The 22,471-nt window shown below is 65.2% G+C and carries 29 protein-coding genes and 1 pseudogene; 9 read left to right on the plus strand and 21 right to left on the minus strand.

Going from position 1 to position 22,471, the window contains the following annotated elements; translation table 11 throughout:
* The first annotated feature begins 29 nt into the window (after window positions 1-29).
* Both DMB37_RS12590 and DMB37_RS12595 read left to right on the plus strand, forming a co-directional pair.
* The gene (locus tag DMB37_RS12590; RefSeq protein ID WP_135232854.1) at window positions 30-461 is read left to right on the plus strand and encodes a MarR family winged helix-turn-helix transcriptional regulator; all 432 of its coding nucleotides are present in this window, start codon (window positions 30-32) and stop codon (window positions 459-461) included.
* A 32-nt stretch (window positions 462-493) separates the two neighbouring features.
* Window positions 494-1,207, plus strand: a complete 714-nt coding sequence (locus tag DMB37_RS12595; protein WP_135232855.1) for an SGNH/GDSL hydrolase family protein — start codon at window positions 494-496, stop codon at window positions 1,205-1,207.
* On the opposite strand, the gene DMB37_RS12600 is transcribed toward DMB37_RS12595, so the two are convergent.
* The 3 genes from DMB37_RS12600 to DMB37_RS12610 all read right to left on the minus strand — a co-directional run bounded on the left by DMB37_RS12600 (window position 1,201) and on the right by DMB37_RS12610 (window position 3,669).
* Window positions 1,201-1,815 (minus strand): dihydrofolate reductase family protein, encoded by a 615-nt coding sequence (locus DMB37_RS12600; RefSeq protein ID WP_135232856.1) that lies wholly within the window; start codon window positions 1,813-1,815, stop codon window positions 1,201-1,203. The two genes, DMB37_RS12595 and DMB37_RS12600, sit on opposite strands and share 7 nt — an antisense overlap.
* Before the next feature lie 76 nt (window positions 1,816-1,891).
* On the minus strand, window positions 1,892-2,608 hold the full coding sequence (locus tag DMB37_RS12605) for a class I SAM-dependent methyltransferase (RefSeq protein WP_135232857.1): 717 nt from the start codon (window positions 2,606-2,608) through the stop codon (window positions 1,892-1,894).
* 71 nt (window positions 2,609-2,679) lie between these two features.
* The gene (locus tag DMB37_RS12610) at window positions 2,680-3,669 is read right to left on the minus strand and encodes a GlxA family transcriptional regulator (protein WP_135232858.1); all 990 of its coding nucleotides are present in this window, start codon (window positions 3,667-3,669) and stop codon (window positions 2,680-2,682) included.
* 153 nt (window positions 3,670-3,822) lie between these two features.
* Between DMB37_RS12610 and DMB37_RS12615 the strand changes: the two genes are divergently transcribed.
* Entirely contained in the window at window positions 3,823-4,272 is a 450-nt protein-coding gene (locus tag DMB37_RS12615; RefSeq protein ID WP_135232859.1) for a hypothetical protein, read from the plus strand.
* On the opposite strand, the gene DMB37_RS12620 is transcribed toward DMB37_RS12615, so the two are convergent.
* The 7 genes from DMB37_RS12620 to DMB37_RS12650 all read right to left on the minus strand — a co-directional run bounded on the left by DMB37_RS12620 (window position 4,269) and on the right by DMB37_RS12650 (window position 10,059).
* Window positions 4,269-4,622 (minus strand): HPF/RaiA family ribosome-associated protein, encoded by a 354-nt coding sequence (locus tag DMB37_RS12620; protein WP_107660848.1) that lies wholly within the window; start codon window positions 4,620-4,622, stop codon window positions 4,269-4,271. The genes DMB37_RS12615 and DMB37_RS12620 overlap by 4 nt on opposite strands.
* A 98-nt stretch (window positions 4,623-4,720) precedes the next feature.
* Window positions 4,721-5,536: a mycofactocin-coupled SDR family oxidoreductase gene (locus tag DMB37_RS12625; RefSeq protein ID WP_135232860.1), complete on the minus strand. Its 816-nt coding sequence runs from the start codon at window positions 5,534-5,536 to the stop codon at window positions 4,721-4,723.
* Window positions 5,537-5,560: 24 nt separating this feature from the next.
* Window positions 5,561-7,090 (minus strand): NAD(P)/FAD-dependent oxidoreductase, encoded by a 1,530-nt coding sequence (locus DMB37_RS12630; RefSeq protein ID WP_135232861.1) that lies wholly within the window; start codon window positions 7,088-7,090, stop codon window positions 5,561-5,563.
* Window positions 7,080-7,706 (minus strand): TetR/AcrR family transcriptional regulator, encoded by a 627-nt coding sequence (locus tag DMB37_RS12635; protein ID WP_167768828.1) that lies wholly within the window; start codon window positions 7,704-7,706, stop codon window positions 7,080-7,082. The genes DMB37_RS12630 and DMB37_RS12635 overlap by 11 nt, the downstream gene beginning before the upstream one ends.
* Window positions 7,707-8,089: 383 nt before the next feature.
* Window positions 8,090-8,428 carry a hypothetical protein gene (locus tag DMB37_RS12640; protein ID WP_135232863.1) on the minus strand — a complete coding sequence of 113 codons (339 nt, stop codon included), beginning with the start codon at window positions 8,426-8,428 and terminating at the stop codon, window positions 8,090-8,092.
* A gap of 186 nt (window positions 8,429-8,614) precedes the next feature.
* Window positions 8,615-9,022, minus strand: a complete 408-nt coding sequence (locus DMB37_RS12645) for a hypothetical protein (RefSeq protein WP_135232864.1) — start codon at window positions 9,020-9,022, stop codon at window positions 8,615-8,617.
* Between the two features lie 101 nt (window positions 9,023-9,123).
* Window positions 9,124-10,059, minus strand: a complete 936-nt coding sequence (locus DMB37_RS12650; RefSeq protein WP_206055245.1) for a phosphotransferase family protein — start codon at window positions 10,057-10,059, stop codon at window positions 9,124-9,126.
* A 185-nt stretch (window positions 10,060-10,244) separates the two neighbouring features.
* On the opposite strand from DMB37_RS12650, the gene DMB37_RS12655 reads away from it, so the two are divergent.
* Window positions 10,245-10,523 carry a glutaredoxin domain-containing protein gene (locus tag DMB37_RS12655; RefSeq protein WP_135232865.1) on the plus strand — a complete coding sequence of 93 codons (279 nt, stop codon included), beginning with the start codon at window positions 10,245-10,247 and terminating at the stop codon, window positions 10,521-10,523.
* Between the two features lie 433 nt (window positions 10,524-10,956).
* Window positions 10,957-11,430: a hypothetical protein gene (locus DMB37_RS12660; protein ID WP_135232866.1), complete on the plus strand. Its 474-nt coding sequence runs from the start codon at window positions 10,957-10,959 to the stop codon at window positions 11,428-11,430.
* Window positions 11,431-11,480: 50 nt separating this feature from the next.
* Here DMB37_RS12660 and DMB37_RS12665 read toward each other — a convergent pair whose 3' ends face one another.
* The 3 genes from DMB37_RS12665 to DMB37_RS12675 form a co-directional block, all read right to left on the minus strand.
* On the minus strand, window positions 11,481-11,657 hold the full coding sequence (locus DMB37_RS12665; RefSeq protein WP_206055246.1) for a hypothetical protein: 177 nt from the start codon (window positions 11,655-11,657) through the stop codon (window positions 11,481-11,483).
* A 121-nt stretch (window positions 11,658-11,778) separates the two neighbouring features.
* Entirely contained in the window at window positions 11,779-12,672 is an 894-nt protein-coding gene (locus tag DMB37_RS12670) for a DMT family transporter (protein ID WP_240772372.1), read from the minus strand.
* Window positions 12,673-12,796: 124 nt separating this feature from the next.
* Entirely contained in the window at window positions 12,797-13,231 is a 435-nt protein-coding gene (locus DMB37_RS12675; RefSeq protein ID WP_135232867.1) for a MerR family transcriptional regulator, read from the minus strand.
* 64 nt (window positions 13,232-13,295) lie between these two features.
* On the opposite strand from DMB37_RS12675, the gene DMB37_RS12680 reads away from it, so the two are divergent.
* Complete coding sequence (locus DMB37_RS12680) at window positions 13,296-14,189, plus strand: NAD(P)-dependent oxidoreductase (RefSeq protein WP_135232868.1); 894 nt, start codon at window positions 13,296-13,298, stop codon at window positions 14,187-14,189.
* A 9-nt stretch (window positions 14,190-14,198) separates the two neighbouring features.
* Here DMB37_RS12680 and DMB37_RS12685 read toward each other — a convergent pair whose 3' ends face one another.
* A complete protein-coding gene (locus tag DMB37_RS12685; protein WP_135232869.1) occupies window positions 14,199-14,528 on the minus strand; it encodes a plasmid stabilization protein in 330 nt (109 codons plus the stop codon).
* Window positions 14,529-14,592: 64 nt separating this feature from the next.
* On the minus strand, window positions 14,593-14,940 hold the full coding sequence (locus tag DMB37_RS12690) for a hypothetical protein (protein ID WP_135232870.1): 348 nt from the start codon (window positions 14,938-14,940) through the stop codon (window positions 14,593-14,595).
* Between the two features lie 149 nt (window positions 14,941-15,089).
* Between DMB37_RS12690 and DMB37_RS12695 the strand changes: the two genes are divergently transcribed.
* Window positions 15,090-15,500: a pyridoxamine 5'-phosphate oxidase family protein gene (locus DMB37_RS12695; RefSeq protein WP_135232871.1), complete on the plus strand. Its 411-nt coding sequence runs from the start codon at window positions 15,090-15,092 to the stop codon at window positions 15,498-15,500.
* A gap of 65 nt (window positions 15,501-15,565) precedes the next feature.
* Window positions 15,566-15,937, plus strand: coding sequence for a helix-turn-helix domain-containing protein (locus DMB37_RS12700; protein ID WP_135232872.1), 372 nt, complete (start codon window positions 15,566-15,568; stop codon window positions 15,935-15,937).
* A 4-nt stretch (window positions 15,938-15,941) separates the two neighbouring features.
* On the opposite strand, the gene DMB37_RS12705 is transcribed toward DMB37_RS12700, so the two are convergent.
* Window positions 15,942-16,535 (minus strand): ClpP family protease, encoded by a 594-nt coding sequence (locus DMB37_RS12705; RefSeq protein WP_135232873.1) that lies wholly within the window; start codon window positions 16,533-16,535, stop codon window positions 15,942-15,944.
* Between the two features lie 2 nt (window positions 16,536-16,537).
* Window positions 16,538-17,140 (minus strand): ClpP family protease, encoded by a 603-nt coding sequence (locus tag DMB37_RS12710; protein WP_135232874.1) that lies wholly within the window; start codon window positions 17,138-17,140, stop codon window positions 16,538-16,540.
* 119 nt (window positions 17,141-17,259) lie between these two features.
* Between DMB37_RS12710 and DMB37_RS12715 the strand changes: the two genes are divergently transcribed.
* Window positions 17,260-17,754: a GNAT family N-acetyltransferase gene (locus DMB37_RS12715; protein ID WP_135232875.1), complete on the plus strand. Its 495-nt coding sequence runs from the start codon at window positions 17,260-17,262 to the stop codon at window positions 17,752-17,754.
* A gap of 21 nt (window positions 17,755-17,775) precedes the next feature.
* Here DMB37_RS12715 and DMB37_RS41920 read toward each other — a convergent pair.
* From DMB37_RS41920 to DMB37_RS12740, 4 genes and pseudogenes are all read right to left on the minus strand, one after another.
* A pseudogene (locus DMB37_RS41920) lies at window positions 17,776-18,361 on the minus strand (hypothetical protein).
* A 189-nt stretch (window positions 18,362-18,550) separates the two neighbouring features.
* Window positions 18,551-20,116 carry an ABC transporter substrate-binding protein gene (locus tag DMB37_RS12730; RefSeq protein ID WP_135237540.1) on the minus strand — a complete coding sequence of 522 codons (1,566 nt, stop codon included), beginning with the start codon at window positions 20,114-20,116 and terminating at the stop codon, window positions 18,551-18,553.
* 184 nt (window positions 20,117-20,300) lie between these two features.
* Entirely contained in the window at window positions 20,301-22,022 is a 1,722-nt protein-coding gene (locus DMB37_RS12735) for a thiamine pyrophosphate-dependent enzyme (RefSeq protein WP_135232876.1), read from the minus strand.
* A gap of 35 nt (window positions 22,023-22,057) precedes the next feature.
* Window positions 22,058-22,330: a GlsB/YeaQ/YmgE family stress response membrane protein gene (locus tag DMB37_RS12740; RefSeq protein WP_135232877.1), complete on the minus strand. Its 273-nt coding sequence runs from the start codon at window positions 22,328-22,330 to the stop codon at window positions 22,058-22,060.
* Between the last annotated feature and the right edge of the window lie 141 nt (window positions 22,331-22,471).

Genomic DNA, 22,471 nt, shown 5'->3' on the forward strand with positions numbered 1-22,471 from the left:
TTCGAACCAAGAGCGCTAGACTCGATGCAATGACGCGGCAGCCTCCCCCGACGGTCGACACCGAGCTCGACCGGGACGTGTGCAAACTCGTGCATCAGTTCACCCATCGGCTCGACGTGCACGTCCGCCGCGTCGCCGAGCAGCTCGACCTCACCCCGTCACAGGTCATCGCCCTGCGCGAGCTGTCCGAGCCGATCACCGCGCGCGAGCTGGCCACCCGGATGTCCTGCGAGCCGTCCAACGCGACGTTCGTCCTCGACCGGCTCGAACAGCAGGATTTGATTCGCCGCGAACCCCATCCGAGCGACCGGCGGGCCAAGCAGATCGTGTTGACCGCGGCCGGAAAGCGCCGGCGCGCCCGCGCGGTCGAGCTGCTCGGTGCCGAGTCCCCGCTGACCTCACTCACGCCCGCCCAACAGCAAGCCCTACGCGACCTGCTGCACGCGATGACAACCCCTTGATATAGACATACGTACGCACGTATTGTTTGTTCATGACCTTGGCGAGCCCCACCACCGAAGAGACCGATCCGTTCTGCATCCCGCCCCTGGAAGCCGCAGCACTGCTCTTCGACGCACCCTGGCAACGATTTGCCGTCATCGGCGACAGTTTGTCCGCCGGTACCAGCGATCCGACGCCTGGCTACACAACCCTGGGCTGGCCCGACCGTGTTGCCGATGTCCTACGCCGCGTGCGGCCCGACCTGGCCTATCTCAACACCGCGGTGGTCGGGGCGACCACCACCGAAACCCTGCGGCACCAAGCGGATCGGATGCGCGAGTTCGCCCCCGATCTTCTACATCTGCCTTCCGGTGCGAACGACATCGTCCGCCGCACACCCGATTTCGGTGAGATCGAGCAGATCCTGCAGGATATGTACCGGATGGCGGCGAGCACGGGTGCCCAGCTGACCACGTTTACCCTCAGCAAAGCCTATGTCGTGCCGGTCTTTCCGGACTTTCGCGACCGAGTCCGCCGACTCAACGACATCAACCGCGCGCTGGCCGCAGAATTCGACGCCGTGGTGATCGACATGTGGGACCACCCGTTGAACGATCGCGCGAACCTGTTGAGCGCGGACGGTATTCACTTCTCCACCGCCAGCCAGGCCGTCCTGGCCAGCGAGGTCGTCAAGCAGCTCGCGCACCTGCTCGACACCCCCGTGCCGCGGGCCGTGCCGGACGGCCCGCGGCGGATCACCTACTGATCCGCGTGCGGCAGGTTGGCCTTCGCTTCCTCGTAGCCGCCGGTGGGCGCCGCCTCGTCCTTGGTGTAGACCAGGTGCAGCACGCCGGTGGTGAAGGTTTCCGAGGAGAGCAGCCGCAGCGGCAGCGTCGTGTCCCGATCCTCGAACAGCCGCAGGCCCTTGCCCACCACGATGGGGTGCACCAGCAGGTGCAGCTCGTCCAGCAGCCCGGCGTCGAGCAGCTGGCGGACGACGGAGACCGACCCGCTCATGGCGATATCGCCGCCTGGCTCGTTCTTCAGCGCGGTCACCGCCTCGATCAGCTCGCCCTTCAACACCTCCGAGTTACGCCAGGTGAGGTCGAGATCCTGATGTGAAACGACGATCTTGCGAGCATCGCCGAACGACTTGGCCATCTCCGCGTCCTCACCACCCGCGGTTTCCCGGTCCGGCCAGGCCGCCGCGAAACCTTCGTAGGTGACGCGGCCGAGCAGCATGGTGTCGGCGTTGCCCATCTGGGCGGTGACCGCCACGCCCATCTCGTCGTTGAAGTACGGGAAGTGCCAGTCCTGCGGATCGGCGACAACGCCGTCGAGGGCGGCGAACAAGCCTGCGGTGATTTTCCTCATCGTCCAACTCCTGGATCAGTAGTGCCTGTGTTGCCTGATCTGACGGGGTGGCGATCGAAAAATCATCGGCCTGCGCTCAGACCCGTTCGGCCTCCACCACCCAGATGGGCAGCAGCATAGAGCCGTCCGCGTCGTACTCGAGTTGTACGCCGTCGCGTTCGAAGACCTCCTGCAACGTCGGGGTCGGTTTGATCGCGGTGAGCTTGCCGCGGCGGAACTCGGTGAGTTGCCAATCCGGGGCGCGGAAGGCGGTGCGCAGTTCGTCCTCGGCGATCGCGTACGGGGCGTAGGCGTCGCTGTATTCGGCTTCGCAGAAACAGAATTGGATCAACCGCCCGCCGGGCCGGAGCACGCGGTGCAGCGCCGCCACGTACTCCTTGCGCTGTTCCGGATCCAGGCAGTGGGCGAGGGCGCTGCTGACGACGGTGTCGAACCGGTTGTCGTAACCGGCGAGCACGGTGGCGTCCGCGACGGCGAACGACGCCGCCACACCACTTTCTGCCGCCCGGGCGCGGGCCGCTTCGATCGCCGTCGGCGCGAAATCCAACCCGGTGACCCGGTAGCCGAGGCCGGCCAGATAAACACTGGTATCCCCTCGGCCACAACCGATGTCGAGCACATCGCCGGTGATCCGGCCCGCCTGCTCGAACTCGACGAGCAATGGTTGCGGCCGGTCGATCTCCCAGGGGAGCCGGTCCATGGTCACGCCCTCGAAGGGGGTGCCGCTGCTATAGGCATGTTCGTAATCGATCGTCGATGGGACGACTCGGGGTGTTCCGTCATTCTCGGTCATAGCTAACCTGTCCCTCGCCTTGATGGTGGATCGGGATTCGACGGATGAATTCTATCGAGAAACGGAGCGTGTCACTCCGGTTGACGTGACATACTTCCGCGCTGGTCAGCCGTGGATTGCGGCCCGTGGAAGGCCGCACGATAGCTGTGCGGACTGGTGCCGACGACTCGCTTGAACCGATCGCGGAACGCGGTCGGTGACCCGAAGCCGACCTGCCCCGCGATCCGGTCCACCGGATGACCGGTGGATTCCAGCAGGTACTGCGCCTGGCGAATGCGGGCCCGCAGCAACCACTGCAACGGCGTTGTCCCGGTCTGTTCGCGGAAGCGGCGGTTGAGCGTGCGGGTGCTCATCCCGGCCTGCGCGGCGATGTCCTCCAAGGTCAGGTCCTTCGCGAAATTGTCCTGGAGCCAACGGGTTATCGGCTCCAGCACCGAACCGCGCGGGGTCGGCGGCTGGTCGTGCACGATGAACTGCGCCTGTCCCCCTTCACGTTCCAGTGGGACGACCGAAAGGCGGGCCGCGTCGGCGGCGATCGCGGAGCCGTGATCGCGGCGAATCAGGTGCAGGCACAGGTCGATTCCCGCGGCGGCGCCCGCCGAGGTGAGCAGCTGACCGTTGTCCACGTAGAGCACGTCAGGGTCGACATCGATGGCGGGATAGCGGGCCGCGAACTCGGTGGCGGCGGCCCAGTGCGTGGTCGCGCGTTGTCCGTCGAGCAGGCCGGTGGCGGCGAGGACGAAGGCGCCGACGCAGATGGAGGCGATTCGAGTACCCGCGGCCGCCGCCTGCCGCAGCGCGTCGAGCACGTCGTCGGCGACCGGCAGCATGGGATCGGCGCGGCCGGGCACGATGATCGTGTCCGCGTCGGCCAGTGCCGTCAGGTCGAACGGTGGTTGCAGCGTGAACGCGCCGGCGTCCACCGTCGGCGCGGCGCCGCAGACCCGCACCCGATACGCGGGCCGTCCGTCGGGCAGCCTGGCGCAGCCGAACACGTCGATGGGCGTCGTGAGGTCGGAGGGGATGACCCGGTCCAGTGCGAGAACAGCCACCACATGCATGGCACCATGCTAGGTCGCTGGCAGATTCGCGCCAATAGCGATGAGCTGGTCATATCGTCCGAAGCACGAGCTCAGAGCCTTTGGCCAGAATCGACCGGTGTATGGCAGTTTCGCCTGTTCCTCGCCGATCGAATCGCGGCTAGTCTCGCCGCTGTGACGAAGTTTCTGCTGTCGGTCCACGTACTGGCCGTGATCCTCGCCGTCGGACCGGTGACGGTCGCGGCGAGCATGTTCCCGCCGACCACGCGCCGTGCCCTCGCGGACAACGGTAGCGAACCCGCCGTGCTCGCGACGCTGCACCGCATCTGCCGCGTCTATGCCTACCTCGGGATCCTCGTCCCGATCTTCGGCGCGCTCACCGCGCTCAGCCTCGGCGTGCTCACCGACACCTGGCTCATCATTTCCATCGGTTTGACCGCCGCCGCGGCTGGCGTGCTCGCGCTGCTCATCCTGCCGGGCCAGCACAAGATCCTCGCCGACCTGCCCGGCGCGACGCCCACCCTGATCCGCCGACTCGGCATGGACACAGGCGTTTTCAACCTGCTGTGGGTCGTCGTCACCGTGCTGATGATCGTCCGGCCCGGCTCCACGACCGGGGCTTAATCGGGGGCGGGCATGTGCCTGATCGTCTCGCCGCCCTTGGTGTGGTGCAGGCGCCCGAACTTGCTGTCGAGCAGGTGCGCCATGCTGTCCGCCGCCCCGCGCACCGCCTCTTCGACCGAGCCCGCACGATGCGTGGCCGCCACCGGGTGCTGTCCGGCGGGCCGCGCCTCCAGCACACACTGTTTGTCCTCCGGGCCGCCCTTCTCGCCGTTCTGGTCGGTCAGGTGGGCCTCGACCCGCGTCAGCTGATCGCTGAAACGATCGAGCACCGAGGCGATCTCGGTCTCCGCCCACCGATTCAGGTCTTCGCCGCCGTGGATGCCGCTTCCGGTATTGATCTGGATCTGCACAGCTTTCTCCATTCCGTTAGGTAGCAAACTCCACGAAAACGACACTACCTGCGCGGAAGCTGTGGTCGAGGTCATATGGGTCCGGGCCGAGCCATCGGCTACCTGGCCAAGAACCCCTTGTCGACCGGTATCTGAGCACCGGTGACGACGCCCGACGCGTCCCCGGCCAGCCAGACGACGACCTCGGAGATCTCCTCGGGCTCCACCAGTCCATCGGTCTTCAACAGGTTCGGCTGGAAGCTGTAGACGAAGGTGGGGTGCTGTTCGAACAGTGAGTACATCGACGTGTCATTGCCCAGCGGGGTGTTGGTCCCGTACGGCAGCACCGTATTCGCGCGTATGCCGTATTCACCGAGCTCGACGGCCAGCGATTTGGTCAGGCCGACGACGCCGAATTTGCTTGCGGCGTAATGACCGCAGCCGGGCGGCGCCTTGACCCCTGCGGAGGAACTGACGGTGATGATCGACCCGCCGTTGCCCGCCTCGATCATCGCGGGGACCGTCGCCTTGATGGTGTTCCAGACGCCGACCAGGTTGACGTCGACGGCCTCCTGGAACTGCTCGGCCGAGATCTCCCAGAGCCGGCCCCAACTGCACACTCCCGCATTGGCAACCACGATGTCGAGGCGACCGAAAGTGGCGATGAGCTCGGCAACGGCGGCCTGCTGGCCGGCCAGGTCGCGCACATCGACCTGACTCGTCAGCACCGTGCGCCCTTCCGCCTCGACCAGGCGGGCGGTCTCGGCCAGATCTTGGGGTTCGGCCATCGGATAGCCGCTGAATGTCGCGGTCTGCGCACAGACGTCGAGGGCGACGATGTCGGCGCCGGCGCGGGCCAGCCGGACCGCGTGCGAACGGCCTTGTCCGCGTGCGGCTCCGGTGACCAGGGCGACTTTTCCGGCGAGTGCGGTCATAGGGTGCCTCGATTCTCGATGGATTCAATTGTGTGGCGTGAAGGAGTAGTCGTCGAGCGAGGAGAACCGGCTGAACCAGACTGCGCCGCTGATGGTTTGCGGTCGGTAGTACAGCGCCTCACCATGCGAGTTGACGAAGTAGGTGCGCAGGCCGGGGTTGCAGTCGACGGTGTAGGTGCTGATGACCTTGCTGTGCCTGTGCATCTTGCGCACCCAGCGGTCGAACGCCTCGGTACGGACCTGTGCGACAGCGGCGTCGCGGCGGCCGGCCTCGGCGATGATCCGTATCGCGTGCCGAGCCGTGAGGTCTACGAAGGTGTGCCAGGCTGCGCCGACGAAGCCCTGTGGTGCTACCAGCGACCAGCGGTTCGGCAGGCCGGGATGTGCTGAGCCGCCGTAGCTGCGCAGCCCCTTCTTGCGATACTCTTCGGCAAGGTCGAAACCGTTGGGGCCCATGGTCTTACCGAGTTGGTAGGTTTCCGGGTCGGTAAACAGTTCGTAGCCGGTCGCCAGGACGATGAGGTCGTACGCACGTTCCGTGCCGTCCACCGTGCGGATACCGTCGGGGGTGATTCGCTCGATCGGATTCACGACCAGCGCCGCCGAATCCGCCTCGAGCGCGGTGAAGAAGCCACTCGACAACACAGGGCGCTTGGCGAGGATGCCGTAGTCCGGCACCAGGGCTCTGCGATCGGCATCGTTGCCGACTTTGTGCCGCAACAAGATTCGATATAGACCGCGCCAGATCTTGTCGTACTGGGGCAGCAGGGTGGCCAGCAACCGGCGCGGTAGCAGTGCAAGCACATGGCAGATCAGTTGGAGCGGGATCTCCATGGCTGCCAACAAGGTTCCGTTGATGGCGGCGGCGACACCCGGAAGGGCCAGCACCCGTTGCGCACGCGGGGAGAACGCGAAGTCGGGCTTGGGCAGGATCCACGAGGGTGTCCGCTGATAGACATCCACTCGCTCGGCCTCTGCGACGACCGCCGCGACGATCTGTACCGAGCTCGACCCGGTGCCGATCACCGCCACTCGCCGACCGCCACAGGAGTATTCGGGGTCCCAGGAGTTCGGGCGCAGGATCGTCCCGCGGAAGTCGTCGGTGCCCGCGATCGTGTCGGCCGACTTCGCGTTGATGTATCCGCCGACGGCACTGATGACGAAACGAGCGCGAACCGGTTCGTCCCCCGCGATGTCAAGCACCCAGACTCGTGCGCTGTCGTCCCAAACTTCGCGTTCTACCGTGCAGCTGCCGCGAAAGTACCTGTCCAGGTTCAGGTCTGCGGCCACCTGCTGGTTGTACGCCTGGATCTCGGGCCCCTCCGGGAACAGTCGCGACCAATCGGCCTTGCGGGCGAAGGGGAACTGGTAGAAGAGGGCCGGGATGTCGACGGCGAGGCCGGGGTACACATTGTCGCGCCAGCTGCCGCCGAAATCTCCGGCACGCTCCAGGATGACGAAATTCGTTATGCCGGAACGCAATAGGTGATATGCGGCGGTGATTCCGCCCGGCCCGGCACCGATGATCGCGACCTCGAAGTCGTCACTTGTCATCCGATTTCACTTCCTCGGCGCGGGGCGCGAGCCCGTTGAGCAGGAAGTCGCCGGTGCGCGCCCGCACGTCGTCCGCGTCGATGAAGCCGGCCACCACGAACGGCAGGATCTCCAAGCTGAGCAAGACACGAACGATCCAGTCGCCCGCGTGCAGCGGCACCAGGTCGCGGTCGACTTCGCCGCGGTCCTGCGCCTCGGCGACCAGGGCCGCCCAGAACGCGGCCCAGCTGTGGCACAGGTTGTCGCCGTAGTGTTCCAGCAGCGTGGCGATGATGCTCTCGGTGCGCAGCGCGGGCGAGAAGGCCTGCGGTGTCCGCACGTGCTGGTAGATCATCGCCGCCGCCGCACCGATCTGCTCGCGCAAACTCGGCAGCGGGCGCACCCCCGCCGCGAGTCCCTCGATGAAGGCATTGCACAGGTAGGCGAGCCCCGCATTGATCGCGGTTTCCTTGTCGCCGAACCCGTTGTACACCGTGCCCCGGGACACTCCCGCGATCTTGGCGACCTCGGTCAGCCGAAACCCGTTGACCCCGAATCGTCGAACGCATTCCGCCGCGCCGACCACCAGCTCGATGGGTGCTGCACCCCAGGGCGCTTCTTGCGCCGCACTGCTCATGTTGAACATATTGCGTCAAAGTGTTCAAAGCGTCAAGAGTAGGCGGCGGAACCGGTTGCCGGGAAATGAAGTTCACCTACCGGGTGCCCGGGACCCATGAGCCGAGTCCGCTGCGCCGGGACGCGTGGCGCAGCGACCGCGAAAGGTGCAGGCCCCGTCGGCGATTCGGCCCCATTACTGTTAGCGGGCGAGGGTTTGAGCCGACCGAAGGCTATATCGACGTGTCGATCCCATTACGCACCGCGCGTCGATCTCACGGCGCCCAGGCGGCAACCCCCCTGGCGCCCCGAGGAGCAATCCCAGCCCGGCCCGCGCTTCAGCCTCACAGCAACCCGCACATTATTCCCACAGCGCCACGCATCGGTCCCGCAGCGTTCCGCGCCTCAATCCCACAGCGCCGCAACAACAGTCTGGTAGTCGCCAGGCTCCAGCGTCGGTCGCCCGGTCGCCAACAGCCACCGCTCGACCGCGCGGTCACCGTCGGTGCGATATGAGCACTGGTCGCCGCGCGCGATCTCCATTACCCCGCGATGCACCCGCAGGGTCTCCTCGTCCGATAGCTGGGCGACGAAACCTCGGTATTCACTGTGGTTTTCGATCTCCCCGACGGCCGCACGCGGCGCTGCGGCAATCAATCCGTGCAGCTGCGCCTCGTCCCCCGGCGTCAATTTCCACCGCGGATTCGGTCTGCCGGAATTGATGTCGAGTTCGACTTTGATCATGTCCGTACCCCCGGCGACAGCGGGCCACGAGCGGGATCGGCGCTGGCCGTCCCGAACGGAGTTTCCCACATCACTGCCCTCCTCACGGGCGCCCGACGAGGAGATGGTAGCCCCGCAACGCCGCGCCCACCACTCGGTCGGCGGCCCAATTCGACTGTCCCGGAACGCAGTGCCGGTTTGTCCGTTTCAGCCGTTGCCGACGACGCAGCCGTTCCCCACGTGCATACCGTTCCCGACGCGAATATCCACCCCCGCGACGATCCGGTCATCCGGCGCCTGGACCGCACTGATCGTGTGCAAACCCGGCGTCGCAGGCACCCAATCGACCAACGCCGTCCCCCCGGACGGCCGTGTCACCGCGAACGGAATCCCGTTGTCGTAGAACACAACCGGCTGCACCACGTCGGTCACCGTAGCCCGCGCCTGATACCTGCACCCCGTCCCATAATTGGTCGACGACCCGAAACTGATCCCCGGCGCCAGCCCCACCTGGGTCACCGTCGCCCCCACGCCCGGCGCCATCCCCACCGCGGCCACCGCCGCGACCCCCACAACTCCCGCAACAACCCCCACCCGCATCCGCACAACCTTCATGAATTCGGTCCTAGTCCTGGGCACCGGAGCACCGCACCCCGGCGAGTACGTAGCATCCTCACCCCCCGAGCCCCGCCATGTGACACAAACCGTCGAATGTTTCAGACCATCCGCCGAATGTCGGCCGCGATCCCGGCCAACGGCGCCCCCTCCCCGATAGAAGCAAACCAGTCCCACAGTTCCAGCGCGTGATATAGCCGGTAGAGCTCCAACCTCGCCAACCAATCCGCAGGCAGCCATCCATAACCCTCCACCAGCGCGGTCCGCTTGAACAGGTCACCCTGTACGGCGTAGTAATCGGTCTTGGCGAGATCCACGAGCGGATCCGCAGCGACGGCATTCTCCACATCGATGAACCCGCTCATCTTCCAGCCGTCGCCCTGGCGTTCGACAAGGACATTTCCTTCATGGAAGTCGTTGTGGCACAACACCGGCGCTTCGCAGCGACGGAACAGGCGGGCCCGTTTCGCGACAAAGTCCCGGATACCGGCGTGCAGTTCCGGGTCACCGCCGAGCTCCTCGAACTCGGCAAGTTTCTTCGTGAACTGACGCGTCATATAGGCCGTGTTGTCCGGCTCGGGATCCAAGATCCGGGTCGTCAGATAGCCGTAGGAGCTCTGCCCGATCCGGTGGATCGCCGCCAGCGTCGCGCCGAGCTGACGGTAGACCTGAGTCACCTGCGCAGCATCGAGATCAGCGCTGACATGCGAAAGCGGCACGCCGGGCAGCATGGTCATGACGGTGAAGGCGTAACCGAACAGGGCGGTGTCAGGCTCGACCCGCAGGATCAGCGGGACCGAGTCGACTTCGTGTGCACTCAGCAGCCGGTACACCGAGACCTCCTTGGCCTGCTTCCAGCGCCATTCTTCGGCATAGATCTTCACGATCACCGCATCCGCAGGCTGCACGCAGCGCACCTCGTAGACCGAACTCAACTGCCCACCCGTCCGAGGGCAGACGTCGGCTACGACCACATCCGGCCACACTGGACGGAGGATTTTGGTGGCTTGCGCCTCGCTCAAAAACTGACGGGTCACATCCTGACCGTAGATACAGCGGGAGCCAGGATCGACCGAATTTCCGGCGCGGTTTCCGGGCAGATCAGGTCCGGCCTACCCAGAATCGCGAGCGCAGACATGAGCCTGACCGCAGGTATACGCTCGGATGACACCCCCGCGCGGCGCAGTGCGCCCGCGAACAACGAGCGCACCAGGGACCAACGATGACCGAGTCCGGACCGTCCGAAAGCACCGCGCCGATCACCATCTACTGGCGTCGCTGGTGCCCGTACTGCCAGCGCCTAGGTGTCCGACTTCGCCTGGCGGGCATCCCTTTCCGCAAAGTGGACATCACTCGCGATCCGGCTGCCGCGGCCGAGGTGCGGGCGATCACCGGCGGGGACGAGATCACGCCTACCGTGCTGGCGAACGGGCACCAACTGGTGAATCCGAGCGTCGACGAGATTCGCGCAGCCCTCGCCGCACCTCCCTCGGTGTCGTAACGGCGAAGAGTAATCCACGAACAGCTGTCAGTCTGCAATCAATTCGAACGACAGTATGTATTCGTTGCCAGGACAGTTCTGGATGGGTGCAATTTCAGGTAATTTCAGAGTGCGGAATGCATGACCTGAAAACATCGGCCGACCTGGCATTTTGCCGCCTCTGACCCGATGCGCTAACCTTTTCGCGATCCATTCCATTCCGATGGTCAGGCATGTGGCCGCCGCACATTGCCCGCCCCGAATACAGCCGCGACTCCGGCTTGTATTCGGGGCCCCGGAAAATGCGATGGACGCTGTTCCACATTTCTCATGAGCGTGCCAAGAGCCTGCTTTACACGTTTCAGATGGCAGTTCTGCCAGCAGTCCTGACGTACCGGTAACTCTGGGCTCGGCTACCGGCGTCGCCGAAACAGCAATGGGAGGTAGCGTTTCTATGCGCACATCAAAGGTTTTGGTCGGCAGCGTGGTGGCGATCGCCGCGGCACTGCAGATCGGGATGGTTGCAACGGCATCGTCCGCAGCCGACGAGTCCATCTCCGTCGCCGCCGTGGCTCTCGATTCGAGCAAAAAGAACCTTCTGGTCGACGTCGTCTTCACCTGCGCCGAAGGCGCGAAGCACTCGATGATCAGTGTCGCTGTGAAAGAAGAAGCCAAGGAGGGTGATACACCTGCCGAAGGCACGGGCACGGCCGACGTCGACCTCACGGAGAAGGACCCGGACACCGGGGAGGACGTAGTCGCTGAGAAGGGGTGCGACGGCTCCGAGCAGCGCAGGACAGTCACCGTCGAGCCGGATGAAGGGATGAAGTGGTCACAGCCCGGAAAGGGCACCGTGACAGTGTCATTCAGCGATGATGTCCAGTTCAACACGCAGCACAGCGGCGTGCAGTGGATTGGGGAGGTGTAGCTTCTCGGCAAGCCAGACCGGCCCTGCATTCCCGGTCCAGATCCTAGAACTCACATGAAGGACGACTCTTTGGTCAACCCCAGAGATTCGTCACCACCGGTGCTGATCGGCTGACCGACCCCGACCGCACCGGTGGAATCGGTCACCCGGACCACGGTGTCGCGGATCTGGTGTAGACGGCGAGCGGATGCGTAGGTGGAGCAGTCCTCGATCCGCTCGCCGTCCACGTGCAGACCCGGCCCGAGCCACGAACCGTGGTGGCGTCCTTCGACATCACCGATACCCGCGCCGCAGGTGTGTCGGATCCTCGAGCCGCGCGGGCGACATCCCACGCGGAACTGCTGCCCCTCAACGCTTCTCAGCAGTGCGTGTCGCACCCGCGGAAGCAGCCACCACGCAGATGACCCCCACCCACTGCGGAATATTCATGAACTGACCGAGCACGATCAGCCCGGCCAACGCCGCGACCGCAGGCTCCAAACTCATCAGCACCCCGAACACCCGAGGTGGAATCCGCCTCAACGCCTCCAGTTCCACCGAGTACGGCAGTACCGACGACAGCATCGCCACCGCGAATCCCATTGCGAGCACACCGGGTTCGAGCAACGCATTCCCCGCGTCGACAATCCCGAGCGGCGCCATCAGCACCCCGCCGAACGCCATCGCGATCGCCAGCCCGCCCCCACCGCTGGTCCGCTCACCGAGCGCCGCACTCAACAGGATGTAGGACGCCCACAACACCCCCGCCCCGAACGCCAACAGCACCCCGACCCCGTCGACCGCCCCATCCACCTGGGTCAGCAACACCACCCCACCCCCGGCCAGCAACACCCACAGCGGATCCATCCAGCGCCGCGACCCGCCCAGCGCCACGGCCAGCGGCCCGAGAAACTCGATCGTCACCGCCATCCCGAGCGGTATCCGATCGATCGCCGCATAGAACAACAGATTCATCACCCCCAGCACCGCGCCACACGCCAGCACCACCGGCACCGCCTGCCGCCCGACCCGCAATGCGGACCGCCACACCACCAGCAACACCACCCCGCCGAACACCAGCCGCATACTGACCGCCCCCGCAGCCCCCGTCGCGGACAACAACTGCTTGGCCAGCGCAGCACCCACCTGCACACTGACGATCCCCGTCAGCACCAACGCAGTAGGCGGCACACCGCTGAGCCCCCGCTCGACCACTCCCCGAGCCCCACCCTCCATCCCCACCCGCTCGACGTCGATCGCCACCCCGACATCCCCTCCCTCCACTACCCATCATCCGCACCCTCCCCCTTTCCGGATACCCAGAAAACATAGGGGTACAGACCCACCCCGCTTGACGCGAACACCGCTACGTCGAGAACACTTGCGGTTACCTCGACTTCGCCCGGATCGATTGCCGTGCGGGCAGGTTCGGCGGGTCCTCCGCGGGACAGGCATCCACCCGAATATCGTCCGGCGGCGTCGCCGCGATAATGGCCGCCAACGTCACCTTGGCGGCTTCGAGATCCGCTATGGCACCAGCGATTCGGTCGTGCTCGCGATAGAGGTCGGGCAGCATGTCGGGGCAGGCGGGTGCCAGGCCGGCACCGGTATCGACCATGCACGGCAACAACTCGCCGATCGTGTGTGTCCCGAGCCCGGCCGACAAGAGAATGCGGATGTGCTGGACGGTGTGCACGTCACGCTCGCTGTACTCCCGGTAGCCACTGGGTCTGCGCTCCGGCTTCAGCAGGTGCTGTTCCTCGTAATAGCGCAGCAGGCGGACGCTGACGCCGGTCCGCTGCGACAGAGCTCCAATGCGCACGTGTCGATCACCACATCGTCTCGAGGTTGAGTCTCACATTATGTGAGACTTTAGCGTTTTTTGTATGACAGCTCCGCAACCGACCAGTTCCGTCACCGTCGTCGGCCTCGGACCGATGGGCATCGCGCTCGCCGAAACACTACTGCGGCAAGGACATTCGTTAACTGTATGGAATCGGACGCCAGAGAAGGCGGACGGCCTCATCGCGCGCGGGGTGCACCGCGCGGGGAGCATCACCGAGGCGATCTCCGCAAGCGCAGTCACCCTGCTGTGCTTGAAGGACTACGACACCATCTATGACATCTTCGACGCGACCGACGACGCGCTGCGGGGCAGTGTCCTGGTGAATCTGAACTCCGGCACGCCGAGCGAGGCGCACGCGGCGGCCGAGTGGGCGGCGAAGGCAGGCGCCGCCTACCTCGACGGTGCGATCATGGTGCCGCCCTTCCTCGTCGGCAATCCCGAATCAGTCTTCCTCTACAGCGGTTCACGCGAGGTCTTCGACCAACACCACGCGATACTCGCGACGCTCGGCAACCCCCGCTATCTCGGGGCTGATACCGGCTTGGCCGTCCTCTACAACACGGCGCTCCTAGACCTCATGTACGCCACCATGAACGGATTCCTGCACGCCGCGGCGCTGGTCGGTTCGGCGAATGTCACCGCGGAAACATTCGCCGAACTCGCACTCGACTGGTTCCTGCCCTTCGTGGTGACTCCCTACCTCGTCGAGCAGGCACCCAACCTGGACAAGGCGAACTACCCCGGCGACTTCGGCACCATGGAAATGAACCTGAACGGGCTCGCCCACATCGTCCGCACCAGTGTGGAGCAGGGCATCCAGCCCGACCTTCCACAACTGATGCGGACATTCGGCGAACGCGCGAGCGCCAGGGGCTACCGCACCAATAATTACCTATCCGTCTTCGAGGTATTCAAGCGGTCGTTCAGCTCGTGAGCACCAGTGCTAGGACCGACCCAGCGCCTTCTCGAGCTGCCCCTTGTTCATCTTCGAGCGCCCCTTGATACCGCGCTGACGGGCCTCGTTGTAGAGCTGGTCGCGGGTCATCCCCCTGGGCCCCTTACGACCGGACCGCTGCCCGCCCCGGCTCTGCGGGGACTTGTCCCGGACCGAGGACCGGCTCGCCGTCTTCGACTCGCCGGACTGAGCGCGATTCTTGTTGACCGTACGAGCGGCGATTTCTTTCGCCCGCTTGGTGCTCGCACCGCGGTCCTCGGCCGAGTCCTTGATGTGCTCGTACTGCCGTTCCCTTTTGTCACTCCACTCTTTCGGCATGTCACACCTCCTGCGCATCGAATACCCAGGCATCAACAGGCAAACCTGCTGTCGGAATTTTCTGTCAACGGCGACGTAGCCGGACTCTGGCGGGCCGAACACCGGCCGGTGCCGCTCCCTTGTGCGCACTGGTCAGGGCGAGCATGGCCAAACCGGTGTCGCGGATCAACATGTCCAGGTCATCGACCAGAGCGGTGATGGTCTCGCGGAGTTGGGGTTGCGTCGCGGGGTCGAGTACGTCGAGTACGTGGTGCAGTCGCAGACCCACATCGAACAGGTGCCGGACCAACCGGTCGCCGACATCGGCGAATTGCGCGTTACCACCGAGGGATTCGAACAATAGGTCGGATCGCTGTGGGCGGCGCACACGCGTGGAATTGCCGGTGTAGTCGAGTCGCGCGGAGTCAGGCATGTCCTCCTCCTTCGTCGGTAGGTGGGTAAACGCCTGCGAGCCGCACTTCGGGACTCGGACCAGATCTTTAATTTTAGGGTTACTCGAGCAATTTTCGCCATCGCGTCCATGCCCCGAAACCGATCCGCAACAGGTGGGACAATGAAGGCATGCCCGCCAACCACGCAGGCGAGACGCGTGCGCTGTCGGTAGAGGAATCTCTGGACCTGCTCCACAGCGTCTGCTTCGGCCGCATCGCGTTCTCGCGGCACGCCTTACCCGCGATCCGGCCTGTCCGGCACACAGTCGTCAACGGCTGCATTGTGATCGCCGCCGACCCGGCGATGATCCGCACGCTGCACAGACAGGTCGTCGCCTATGAGGTCGACACCATCGATCACCAGACCACGCTCGGCCGGTGCGTGATCATCACCGGCGTCGCCGACACCGTCACCGACCGTCAGGAACTCGCCGAGTACCAGGCACACCTACAACCATCGGCCGCGCAGGACAATCAGCTGATCGTCATTGATCCGGACATCATCACCGGCATCGAATACGTCGGCAGCAACGGGGCATGACCGCGTTTGTCTGCCCTGCGTGAACATGGTCCGGGTCGGCGCGGCGGGGTGTCAGACTCGTCGGTATGGCAGCAGAAGAAGATGGCGTCGTCGTCGATCTCGATGCGCGCCGCCGTGGCGAATCCCGCAGCGACCGGGTCGAAACGGCGTCGCCGCTGCTGCGCGCCGTCTACGGCGAAGTGCTGCGCGACGAGCGGCTGGATCAGGACCGCACACTGGCCGATGTGGCGACCGAAGTCGGCATGTCCAAGCAGTACCTGTCCGAGATCGAGCGGGGACGCAAGGAAGCGTCCTCGGAGATGCTGCGTTCGATCTGCTTCGCGCTCGGGCTGCCCATCGAGTCCCTGCTTTTTCGCGGCGCTCGGAAACTGGGCGCAGAGCGGCAGCTGCGCCGCCGCCCGGTCTCCGAAGCGCGCGTCGAACTGCTGGCGGCCTGAGCCGTCAGCGGTCGCGGGTGAAGATCAGCTCGTCGGCCAGGCCGTACTCCACCGCCTCCTGCGCGGTGAACACGCGATCGCGGGCCGTGTCCTTGCGCAGCTGTTCAACGCTCTGACCGGTGTGCTTGCTGAGAATGGCCTCGGTCTGCGCGCGCACCCGCATCACCTCCGCCGCCTGCAGCGCCAGATCCGAGATGGTGCCCTGCCCCTGCGCCGACGGTTGATGCAGCAGCACGCGTGAGTGGTTCAGCACGTACCTGCGCCCCGGCGTGCCCGCCGCCAACAGCACCGCCGCGGCCGACACCGCCTGCCCCATGGCGTAGGTCTCGACCGGCGTGCGCATGAACTGCATGGTGTCGTAGATGGCCAGCATCGCGGTGTTCGAGCCGCCCGGCGAGTTGATGTACAGACTGATCTCGCGATCCGGCGACTCCGACTCCAGGTGCAGCAGTTGCGCCATCACCACATTCGCGACGCCGTCATCGATCTCGGTGCCCAGGAAGATGATTCGGTCGTTGAGCAGCCGACTGAAGACGTCGAAGGAGCGCTCGCCGTTCGGTGTGCGTTCGATGACATGGGGAATCGTGTACTGGGACATGGTCACAACCCCGCTCGGTGTGCGTTGGTGAATGGTGCGATCTGGGCGAAGCTGGCGGCGATCTCGTCGACGATGCCGTACTCGCGCGCCTGCTCCGGTGTGAACCAGCGGTCCCGGTCGCTGTCGATCCTGATCTCCTCCAGCGAATGACCCGTCTCCGCGGCGAGAATCTGCTCCGACTGCAACTTCATGTACTCCAGATTCTCCGCCTGGATCGCGATATCCATGGCGGTGCCACCGATGCCGGCGGACGGCTGGTGCATCATGATCCTGCTGTGCGGCAGGCTGATTCGCTTACCTTTGGTGCCCGACGCAAGCAGCACCTGCCCCATGCTCGCGGCGAAGCCGACGGCCACGGTCACCACGTCGTTCGGGATGAGCTTCATCGTGTCGTAGATGGCGAGGCCGGCAAGCACCGACCCGCCCGGGGAGTTGATGTAGAGGACGATGTCGCGCTTGTCGTTCTCGCCGGCGAGCAGCACCAGCTCGGTGCACGCCCGCTCAGCCATCGCGTCGTCGACCTCACCGGTCAGTTGGATCGTCCGATGCCGGAGCAATCGGTCGGCTAGTTGGCCCCGGTAGTCCAGGTGCGATGTTTCGATCATGACTCAGGTCTACTGCCCTTCGAGCACCGAATGCCGCTGTGTCTGCCGACAGCAGACCGGACAGGGAGTCAGGGAATCTTCGGCCCGCTCGCGCCTGCCGAAGTTGTTAAGGTTCGCGAATGACAGAGGGAGTTGCGGCCGTGCTGCTGCGGTCGGCCGACCCGACGGACGTGCAGACGATCGCCCAGATCTGGTACGCGGGCTGGTGCGACGCGCATCTGGGGAACATCCCCGACGAGTTGATCACGGTCCGCCCGCGCGAATCCTTCGATACGCGCGCGGCACAACGGGTCCCGGACACCACCGTGGCGACGGTGGGTGCGGCTGTCGCCGGGTTCGTGATGGTGCACGGCGACGAGGTCGACCAGGTCTATGTCTCCGGTGACCACCGCGGCTCCGGCGTCGCGGCAAGCCTGCTCGCCGCCGCGGAGAGCCGGATACGCGCCGACGGTCACCAGCGGGCCTGGCTGGCCGTGGTGCCGGGCAATACTCGGGCCCGCAAGTTCTATGAGAAGCGCGGCTGGTCCGACGACGGTTTGTTCGTCCATGCAGCGCCGGGTCCGACGGGCGCGGTCGACGTACCCGCGCATCGCTACATCAAGCGCTTGGACTGACCGCGCCGGCCGAACGACGTACTAGTCGAGCGACGGCACGTTCGAGTCCTGCACGACCGGTTCCGCGGTAGCGACCATGCTCCCGAGCAAGGCCAGCGCACGCTCGGAATCGGACCCCGGCTCGGCATGGTAGGCGATGAGAATCTGCCCCGGCGCACCGTTCACGGACAACGTTTCGTAGGACAGTGTCAACTCGCCGACCATCGGGTTGCGGAAGCGTTTGGTGCCGCCGGTCTTGCCCCGAATATCGTGGCGCGCCCACAAGCGCCGGAAGTCCTCGCTTTTCAACGACAGCTCGCCGATAAGCTCGGTCAGACGTGGGTCGTCGAGATCGCCCGCCGTGGCGCGCAGGCTCGCTACCGTCTCCGCAGCGTGGCTGGCCCAGTCCGGATAGATATTGCGCCTCCGGATCCAGAAACATCATCCTGAACTGGTTGGCACCCGGCACCGAACACGGATTGACTGCGGTCGCAAGCGGATTCGCGGCGAGCACGTCCAAATACCTGCCGAGCACCAGCGCAGGCGTGTTCGGCCATGTCTGCAGCAGCGCCAGCAGTCCGGGACTCACCCGCTCGGGCCGCTGCGGCGTGCGCCTGCGCCGCACCACCGGTCGGGCCAGCTCACGCTGGAAACCCTTGTCTCCGAGGACATCGCGGACGCCATCGGTTACGCGGTCACGGCACCGACGCGGGTGAACGTCGCCGAAGTGATCGTCGTGCCGACCCAGCAGGGCTGAAAGTAGAAGGCCCGCTGACGCATTCGGCGTCAGCGGGCCTAGGGTGCACGGTTCAGCGCACTACTTCTCGATACCCTCGAAGTCCCACAGGCCACTCCAGGTGAGTTCGGCCTTCTTCACCTTCTCCGACCGGCCCGCCGCGGCCACGTAGTCGAACATCGGGATGTCGGCCATGTCCTTGAACAGCAGTTCCTGTGCCTTGGCGGTGATCCGGTAGGACTCCTCCAGGGTCGGCGCGGCCAGCGCATTGTTCAGCAGCTCGTCGAACTCTTTGCTGTCGTAGGTGACGCTGTTGGTCCCCGAGAAGCTGTAGTACTGCGAGGTCAGGAACTGCAGCATGGTCGGGTAGTCACCCTGCCAGCCGTGCCGGAACGCCTTACCGATCGTCTTGCCGGTGATCGCGTCCCTGATGTTCTTGAACGTCGGGTACGGCGCACCGATCGCCTCGATGCCGAGGGTGTTCTTGATGCTGTTCGCCGTCGCTTCGATCCAGGCCTGATGGCCACCGTCGGAGTTGTAGGCGATCTCGTAACGCCCCGACCACGGGGAGATGGCGTCGGCCTGGGCCCAGAGCTTCTTGGCCTCTTCCGGGTTGTACTTCAGGAATTCGTTGCCTGCCAGTTTGTCGCTGTATCCGGGCAGGGTGCGTGCGGTGAAGTCGAGCGACGGAATCCGGGTGCCGTTGAAGATGTTCTGGCAGATCTGTTCCCGATTGATCGCCATCGAGATCGCCTTGCGCCGCAGCACGCCTTCTGGACCACTGAAGTGCGGGACGTTGGTCTGGATGCCGAGCGCCTGCTTGTACGCGATCGGCTTCTTGATCGCCCGATCGCCGAGATCCTTTTCGTAGGAGGACATCGCGGTGTCGGGGACGATGTCGAGCGCGTCGAGGTTACCCGCCGTCAGATCGGCGTAGGCCGTGTCGTAGGACTGGTACATCACGAACCGCAGGCCCTTGTTCTTGGGCTCGCGGCCACCCTTGTACTCCGGGTTGGGCACCAGGTCGATCTGGACGTTGTGCTGCCACGCGCCCTGGCGCGCGAACTTGTACGGGCCGTTGCCGATCGGGTTCTCCCCGAACGCCTTCAGGTCCTTGAACGCGGCTTCGGGCAGCGGGTAGAACGGCGCGAACCCGAGGCCGACCTCGAAGTCGATCGAGGGCTGCTTCAACGCCACGGTGAAGGTGCGGTCGTCGACCACCTTCAACCCCGACATCGTCTGCACCGCAGGCTTTTCCGCCTGCACGTCGTCGAAACCGATGATCGGCGCGAACACGTAGTTCTGCAACTGCGCGTTGGTGGCCAGCGCACCGAAGTTCCAGGCATCGACGAACGACTTCGCGGTGACCGGTGAGCCGTCGGAGAACTTCCAGTCCGGCTTGATGGTGATCTTGTAGTTCTTGCGGTCGGGCGACTCGATCGACTCGGCAAGCTCGTTGTGCGCCACGCCGTTGGCGTCGTAGTACTTCAGCCCCGCGAACAACCGGTCGACCACGCGGCCGCCCATATTTTCGTTGGTGTTGGTGGGTATCAACGGGTTCTGCGGCTCGCCGCCGTTGACCGTGACGATGTCGGCGTCGCCGCCGTCATCCGACGAGCATGCGGTCAGCCCTAGGCTTGTGGCCATCAGTGCCGCCGCGAGCAGCGCACCAGCTCTTGTGAATCTCACGCGTTCTCCCGATTTCGAACCGGCTATCGGGGCCCCACCCGATTGCCTTGGAATGTCCTCGGACACTAACCATTCCGGCGTCGGTTGTCATGGGATCCACCGATGATCGGACCCGCGGCGAGCCGCCGCGGGCGCCGACCTCTTATGTCCGGCTCTCCAACGTCTCCTTGACCTTGGCGATGGCGAATCCCCAGGCCTGGTCGAAGGTCGGTTTCGGGGGGATCGAGATCTCGTCGGGGTTGGTGACGACATCGAGCAGCACGGGCTTGCGCTGCGCGAAGGCCTCCGCGACCGCCCCGTCCAGATCATCGGGATCGGTGATCCGCCGTGACTCCAGGCCCATCGCCTGCGCGACGGCGGCGATATCGGGATTGTCGAGCACGGTGCCGAACTCGGGCAGGCCGCCTTCCTCCTGCTCCAGCTTGACCATGCCGAGGCGGCCGTTGTTGAACACCACCAACGTGACCGGCAGGTCGTAGGTGACCGCCGTCCGCAGGTCGCCGAGCAGCATCATCAGACCACCGTCGCCGCAGAAGGCCACCACCTGACGTTCGCGATCGAGGATCTGCGCGCCGAGCGCCTGCGGCATGGCGTTGGCCATCGAGCCGAAGTTGTAGGAGCCGAGCAGTCGGCGGGTGCCACGCAGGCTGAGGAATCGGGACAGCCACACCGTGGACATGCCGGTGTCCGAGGTGAAGATGGCGTCGTCGGCGGCGTGCGTATTCACCGCGGCGGCAACCGCTTCCGGGCGGATCAGCTGATCCGGGTTGTCCAGATGCTTGCGGATGCGGCCGAGGAATTTGCGATCATGCTTGGGCTCGGCCAGCCGATCCTGCAGTCCGGACCAGCGCTGGTACTCCGTCTGCGCCTTCTTCAGGTGCTTGTCGGCGGACTTGGCGTCCAGTTTCGAGAGCAGTTCGCGCAGTGCGGGACCCGCGTGACCGACCAGCGCGACATCAACCGGCGTGCGGCGACCGATGTGGTCGAGCCGGGCGTCGAGCTGGATGACGGTCTTGCCGGTGGGATACCAGTCCCGATACGGGAAGTCGGTACCCACCATGAACAGCACGTCGCAGTCTTCGAGCGCCGAATTGGCGGCGGGATTGCCGATCAAACCGGTTTGGCCGACCGCATAAGGATTGTCGTGCTCGAGCCCTTCTTTGGCCTTGATGGTGAGCACCATCGGCGCGGAGAGCTGTTCGGCGAGCCGCAGCACCTCCTCACGCGCCTCCCTGGCCCCGATGCCGACCAGCAGTGTGACCTTGTCCGCCTTGTTGAGGGTGTCCGCGGCCTGCACGATCTCGGCCGCACCGGGCACGATCGTGCGATCGCGGGCGACGAACCGGGGACGCTCGTCGGAGTCGAGCTTCAGACCGCCGATATCACCCGGAATGGTCAGTACACTCACACCCTGCCGGGAGACCGCGGCGTTCACCGCCTGCTCCAACAGCCGCGGCATCTGGGCGGCGCTGGTGACGGTGGCGGTGAACTCGGAGACGTCGCGGAAGACCGCGTCGTTGTCGACCTCCTGGAAGTATTCGCTGCCCATCTCCGAGGTCGGCACCTGACCGCAGATCGCCAGGACCGGTGCGTGCGACTTCTTCGCGTCGTAGAGTCCGCCGAGCAGATGGATCGAGCCGGGGCCCACGGTTCCCATGCACACCCCGATGGTGCCGGTGAGCTGGGCCTGTGCGCCCGCGGCGTAGGCGGCGACCTCTTCGTGTCGCACGCCGATCCATTCGATCCGGTCTTCTCGGCGGATCGCGTCGGTAATCGGATTGAGTGCGTCGCCGACGACGCCCCAGACCTGGGTGACACCCTGGTCGGCCAGCGCAGTGACGATCATTTCCGCAACAGTGGTCATCGTCGGCTCCTCCTCTAGTCAGTCGGTTTCGGCGATCAGTGCGACACTCGCCGTCCGGTCACCAAATTGACCAGGAACAGCAGGATCACCGCGCCACCGATGCAGGTGAAGAAGCTGAACCACAGCCCGCCACCCTCGACGTCGACGCCGAACGCCTTGAGCAGGAAGCCGCCGAGCAGACCGCCGACGATGCCGACGACGATGTTCAGCAGAATCCCCTGCTGAGCGTCCGTCTTCATGATCTTGCTGGCCAGCCAGCCGGCGAGGCCGCCGATGATGATCCATCCGATGATCCCGAGACCCAGCATGATGTCCTCCTGACGTTGGTTCTGGCACGCCGGAAAAGAACGCGCTGCGGCGGTCATACCCCGCCGAGCGGAGCCCAAGCAGCGCCGCGAGCTTCACCACATCGAGACTCGCTGACCGTTTGCTCCGGTCGTTGCCGGGTA

This window comes from Nocardia sp. CS682 (assembly GCF_004634405.1).
GTDB lineage: Bacteria > Actinomycetota > Actinomycetes > Mycobacteriales > Mycobacteriaceae > Nocardia > Nocardia ninae.

Bases quoted from the DNA above. Each gene is read 5' to 3' on its own strand.
- DMB37_RS12590 (WP_135232854.1), top strand. From the start codon at position 30: ATGACGCGGCAGCCTCCCCCGACGGTCGACACCGAGCTCGACCGGGAC.
- DMB37_RS12595 (WP_135232855.1), top strand. From the start codon at position 494: ATGACCTTGGCGAGCCCCACCACCGAAGAGACCGATCCGTTCTGCATC.
- DMB37_RS12600 (WP_135232856.1), bottom strand. From the start codon at position 1,815: ATGAGGAAAATCACCGCAGGCTTGTTCGCCGCCCTCGACGGCGTTGTC.
- DMB37_RS12605 (WP_135232857.1), bottom strand. From the start codon at position 2,608: ATGACCGAGAATGACGGAACACCCCGAGTCGTCCCATCGACGATCGAT.
- DMB37_RS12610 (WP_135232858.1), bottom strand. From the start codon at position 3,669: ATGCATGTGGTGGCTGTTCTCGCACTGGACCGGGTCATCCCCTCCGAC.
- DMB37_RS12625 (WP_135232860.1), bottom strand. From the start codon at position 5,536: ATGACCGCACTCGCCGGAAAAGTCGCCCTGGTCACCGGAGCCGCACGC.
- DMB37_RS12630 (WP_135232861.1), bottom strand. From the start codon at position 7,090: ATGACAAGTGACGACTTCGAGGTCGCGATCATCGGTGCCGGGCCGGGC.
- DMB37_RS12635 (WP_167768828.1), bottom strand. From the start codon at position 7,706: ATGAGCAGTGCGGCGCAAGAAGCGCCCTGGGGTGCAGCACCCATCGAG.
- DMB37_RS12640 (WP_135232863.1), bottom strand. From the start codon at position 8,428: ATGATCAAAGTCGAACTCGACATCAATTCCGGCAGACCGAATCCGCGG.
- DMB37_RS12645 (WP_135232864.1), bottom strand. From the start codon at position 9,022: ATGAAGGTTGTGCGGATGCGGGTGGGGGTTGTTGCGGGAGTTGTGGGG.
- DMB37_RS12655 (WP_135232865.1), top strand. From the start codon at position 10,245: ATGACCGAGTCCGGACCGTCCGAAAGCACCGCGCCGATCACCATCTAC.
- DMB37_RS12660 (WP_135232866.1), top strand. From the start codon at position 10,957: ATGCGCACATCAAAGGTTTTGGTCGGCAGCGTGGTGGCGATCGCCGCG.
- DMB37_RS12680 (WP_135232868.1), top strand. From the start codon at position 13,296: ATGACAGCTCCGCAACCGACCAGTTCCGTCACCGTCGTCGGCCTCGGA.
- DMB37_RS12685 (WP_135232869.1), bottom strand. From the start codon at position 14,528: ATGCCGAAAGAGTGGAGTGACAAAAGGGAACGGCAGTACGAGCACATC.
- DMB37_RS12690 (WP_135232870.1), bottom strand. From the start codon at position 14,940: ATGCCTGACTCCGCGCGACTCGACTACACCGGCAATTCCACGCGTGTG.
- DMB37_RS12695 (WP_135232871.1), top strand. From the start codon at position 15,090: ATGCCCGCCAACCACGCAGGCGAGACGCGTGCGCTGTCGGTAGAGGAA.
- DMB37_RS12700 (WP_135232872.1), top strand. From the start codon at position 15,566: ATGGCAGCAGAAGAAGATGGCGTCGTCGTCGATCTCGATGCGCGCCGC.
- DMB37_RS12705 (WP_135232873.1), bottom strand. From the start codon at position 16,535: ATGTCCCAGTACACGATTCCCCATGTCATCGAACGCACACCGAACGGC.
- DMB37_RS12710 (WP_135232874.1), bottom strand. From the start codon at position 17,140: ATGATCGAAACATCGCACCTGGACTACCGGGGCCAACTAGCCGACCGA.
- DMB37_RS12715 (WP_135232875.1), top strand. From the start codon at position 17,260: ATGACAGAGGGAGTTGCGGCCGTGCTGCTGCGGTCGGCCGACCCGACG.
- DMB37_RS12730 (WP_135237540.1), bottom strand. From the start codon at position 20,116: ATGGCCACAAGCCTAGGGCTGACCGCATGCTCGTCGGATGACGGCGGC.
- DMB37_RS12735 (WP_135232876.1), bottom strand. From the start codon at position 22,022: ATGACCACTGTTGCGGAAATGATCGTCACTGCGCTGGCCGACCAGGGT.
- DMB37_RS12740 (WP_135232877.1), bottom strand. From the start codon at position 22,330: ATGCTGGGTCTCGGGATCATCGGATGGATCATCATCGGCGGCCTCGCC.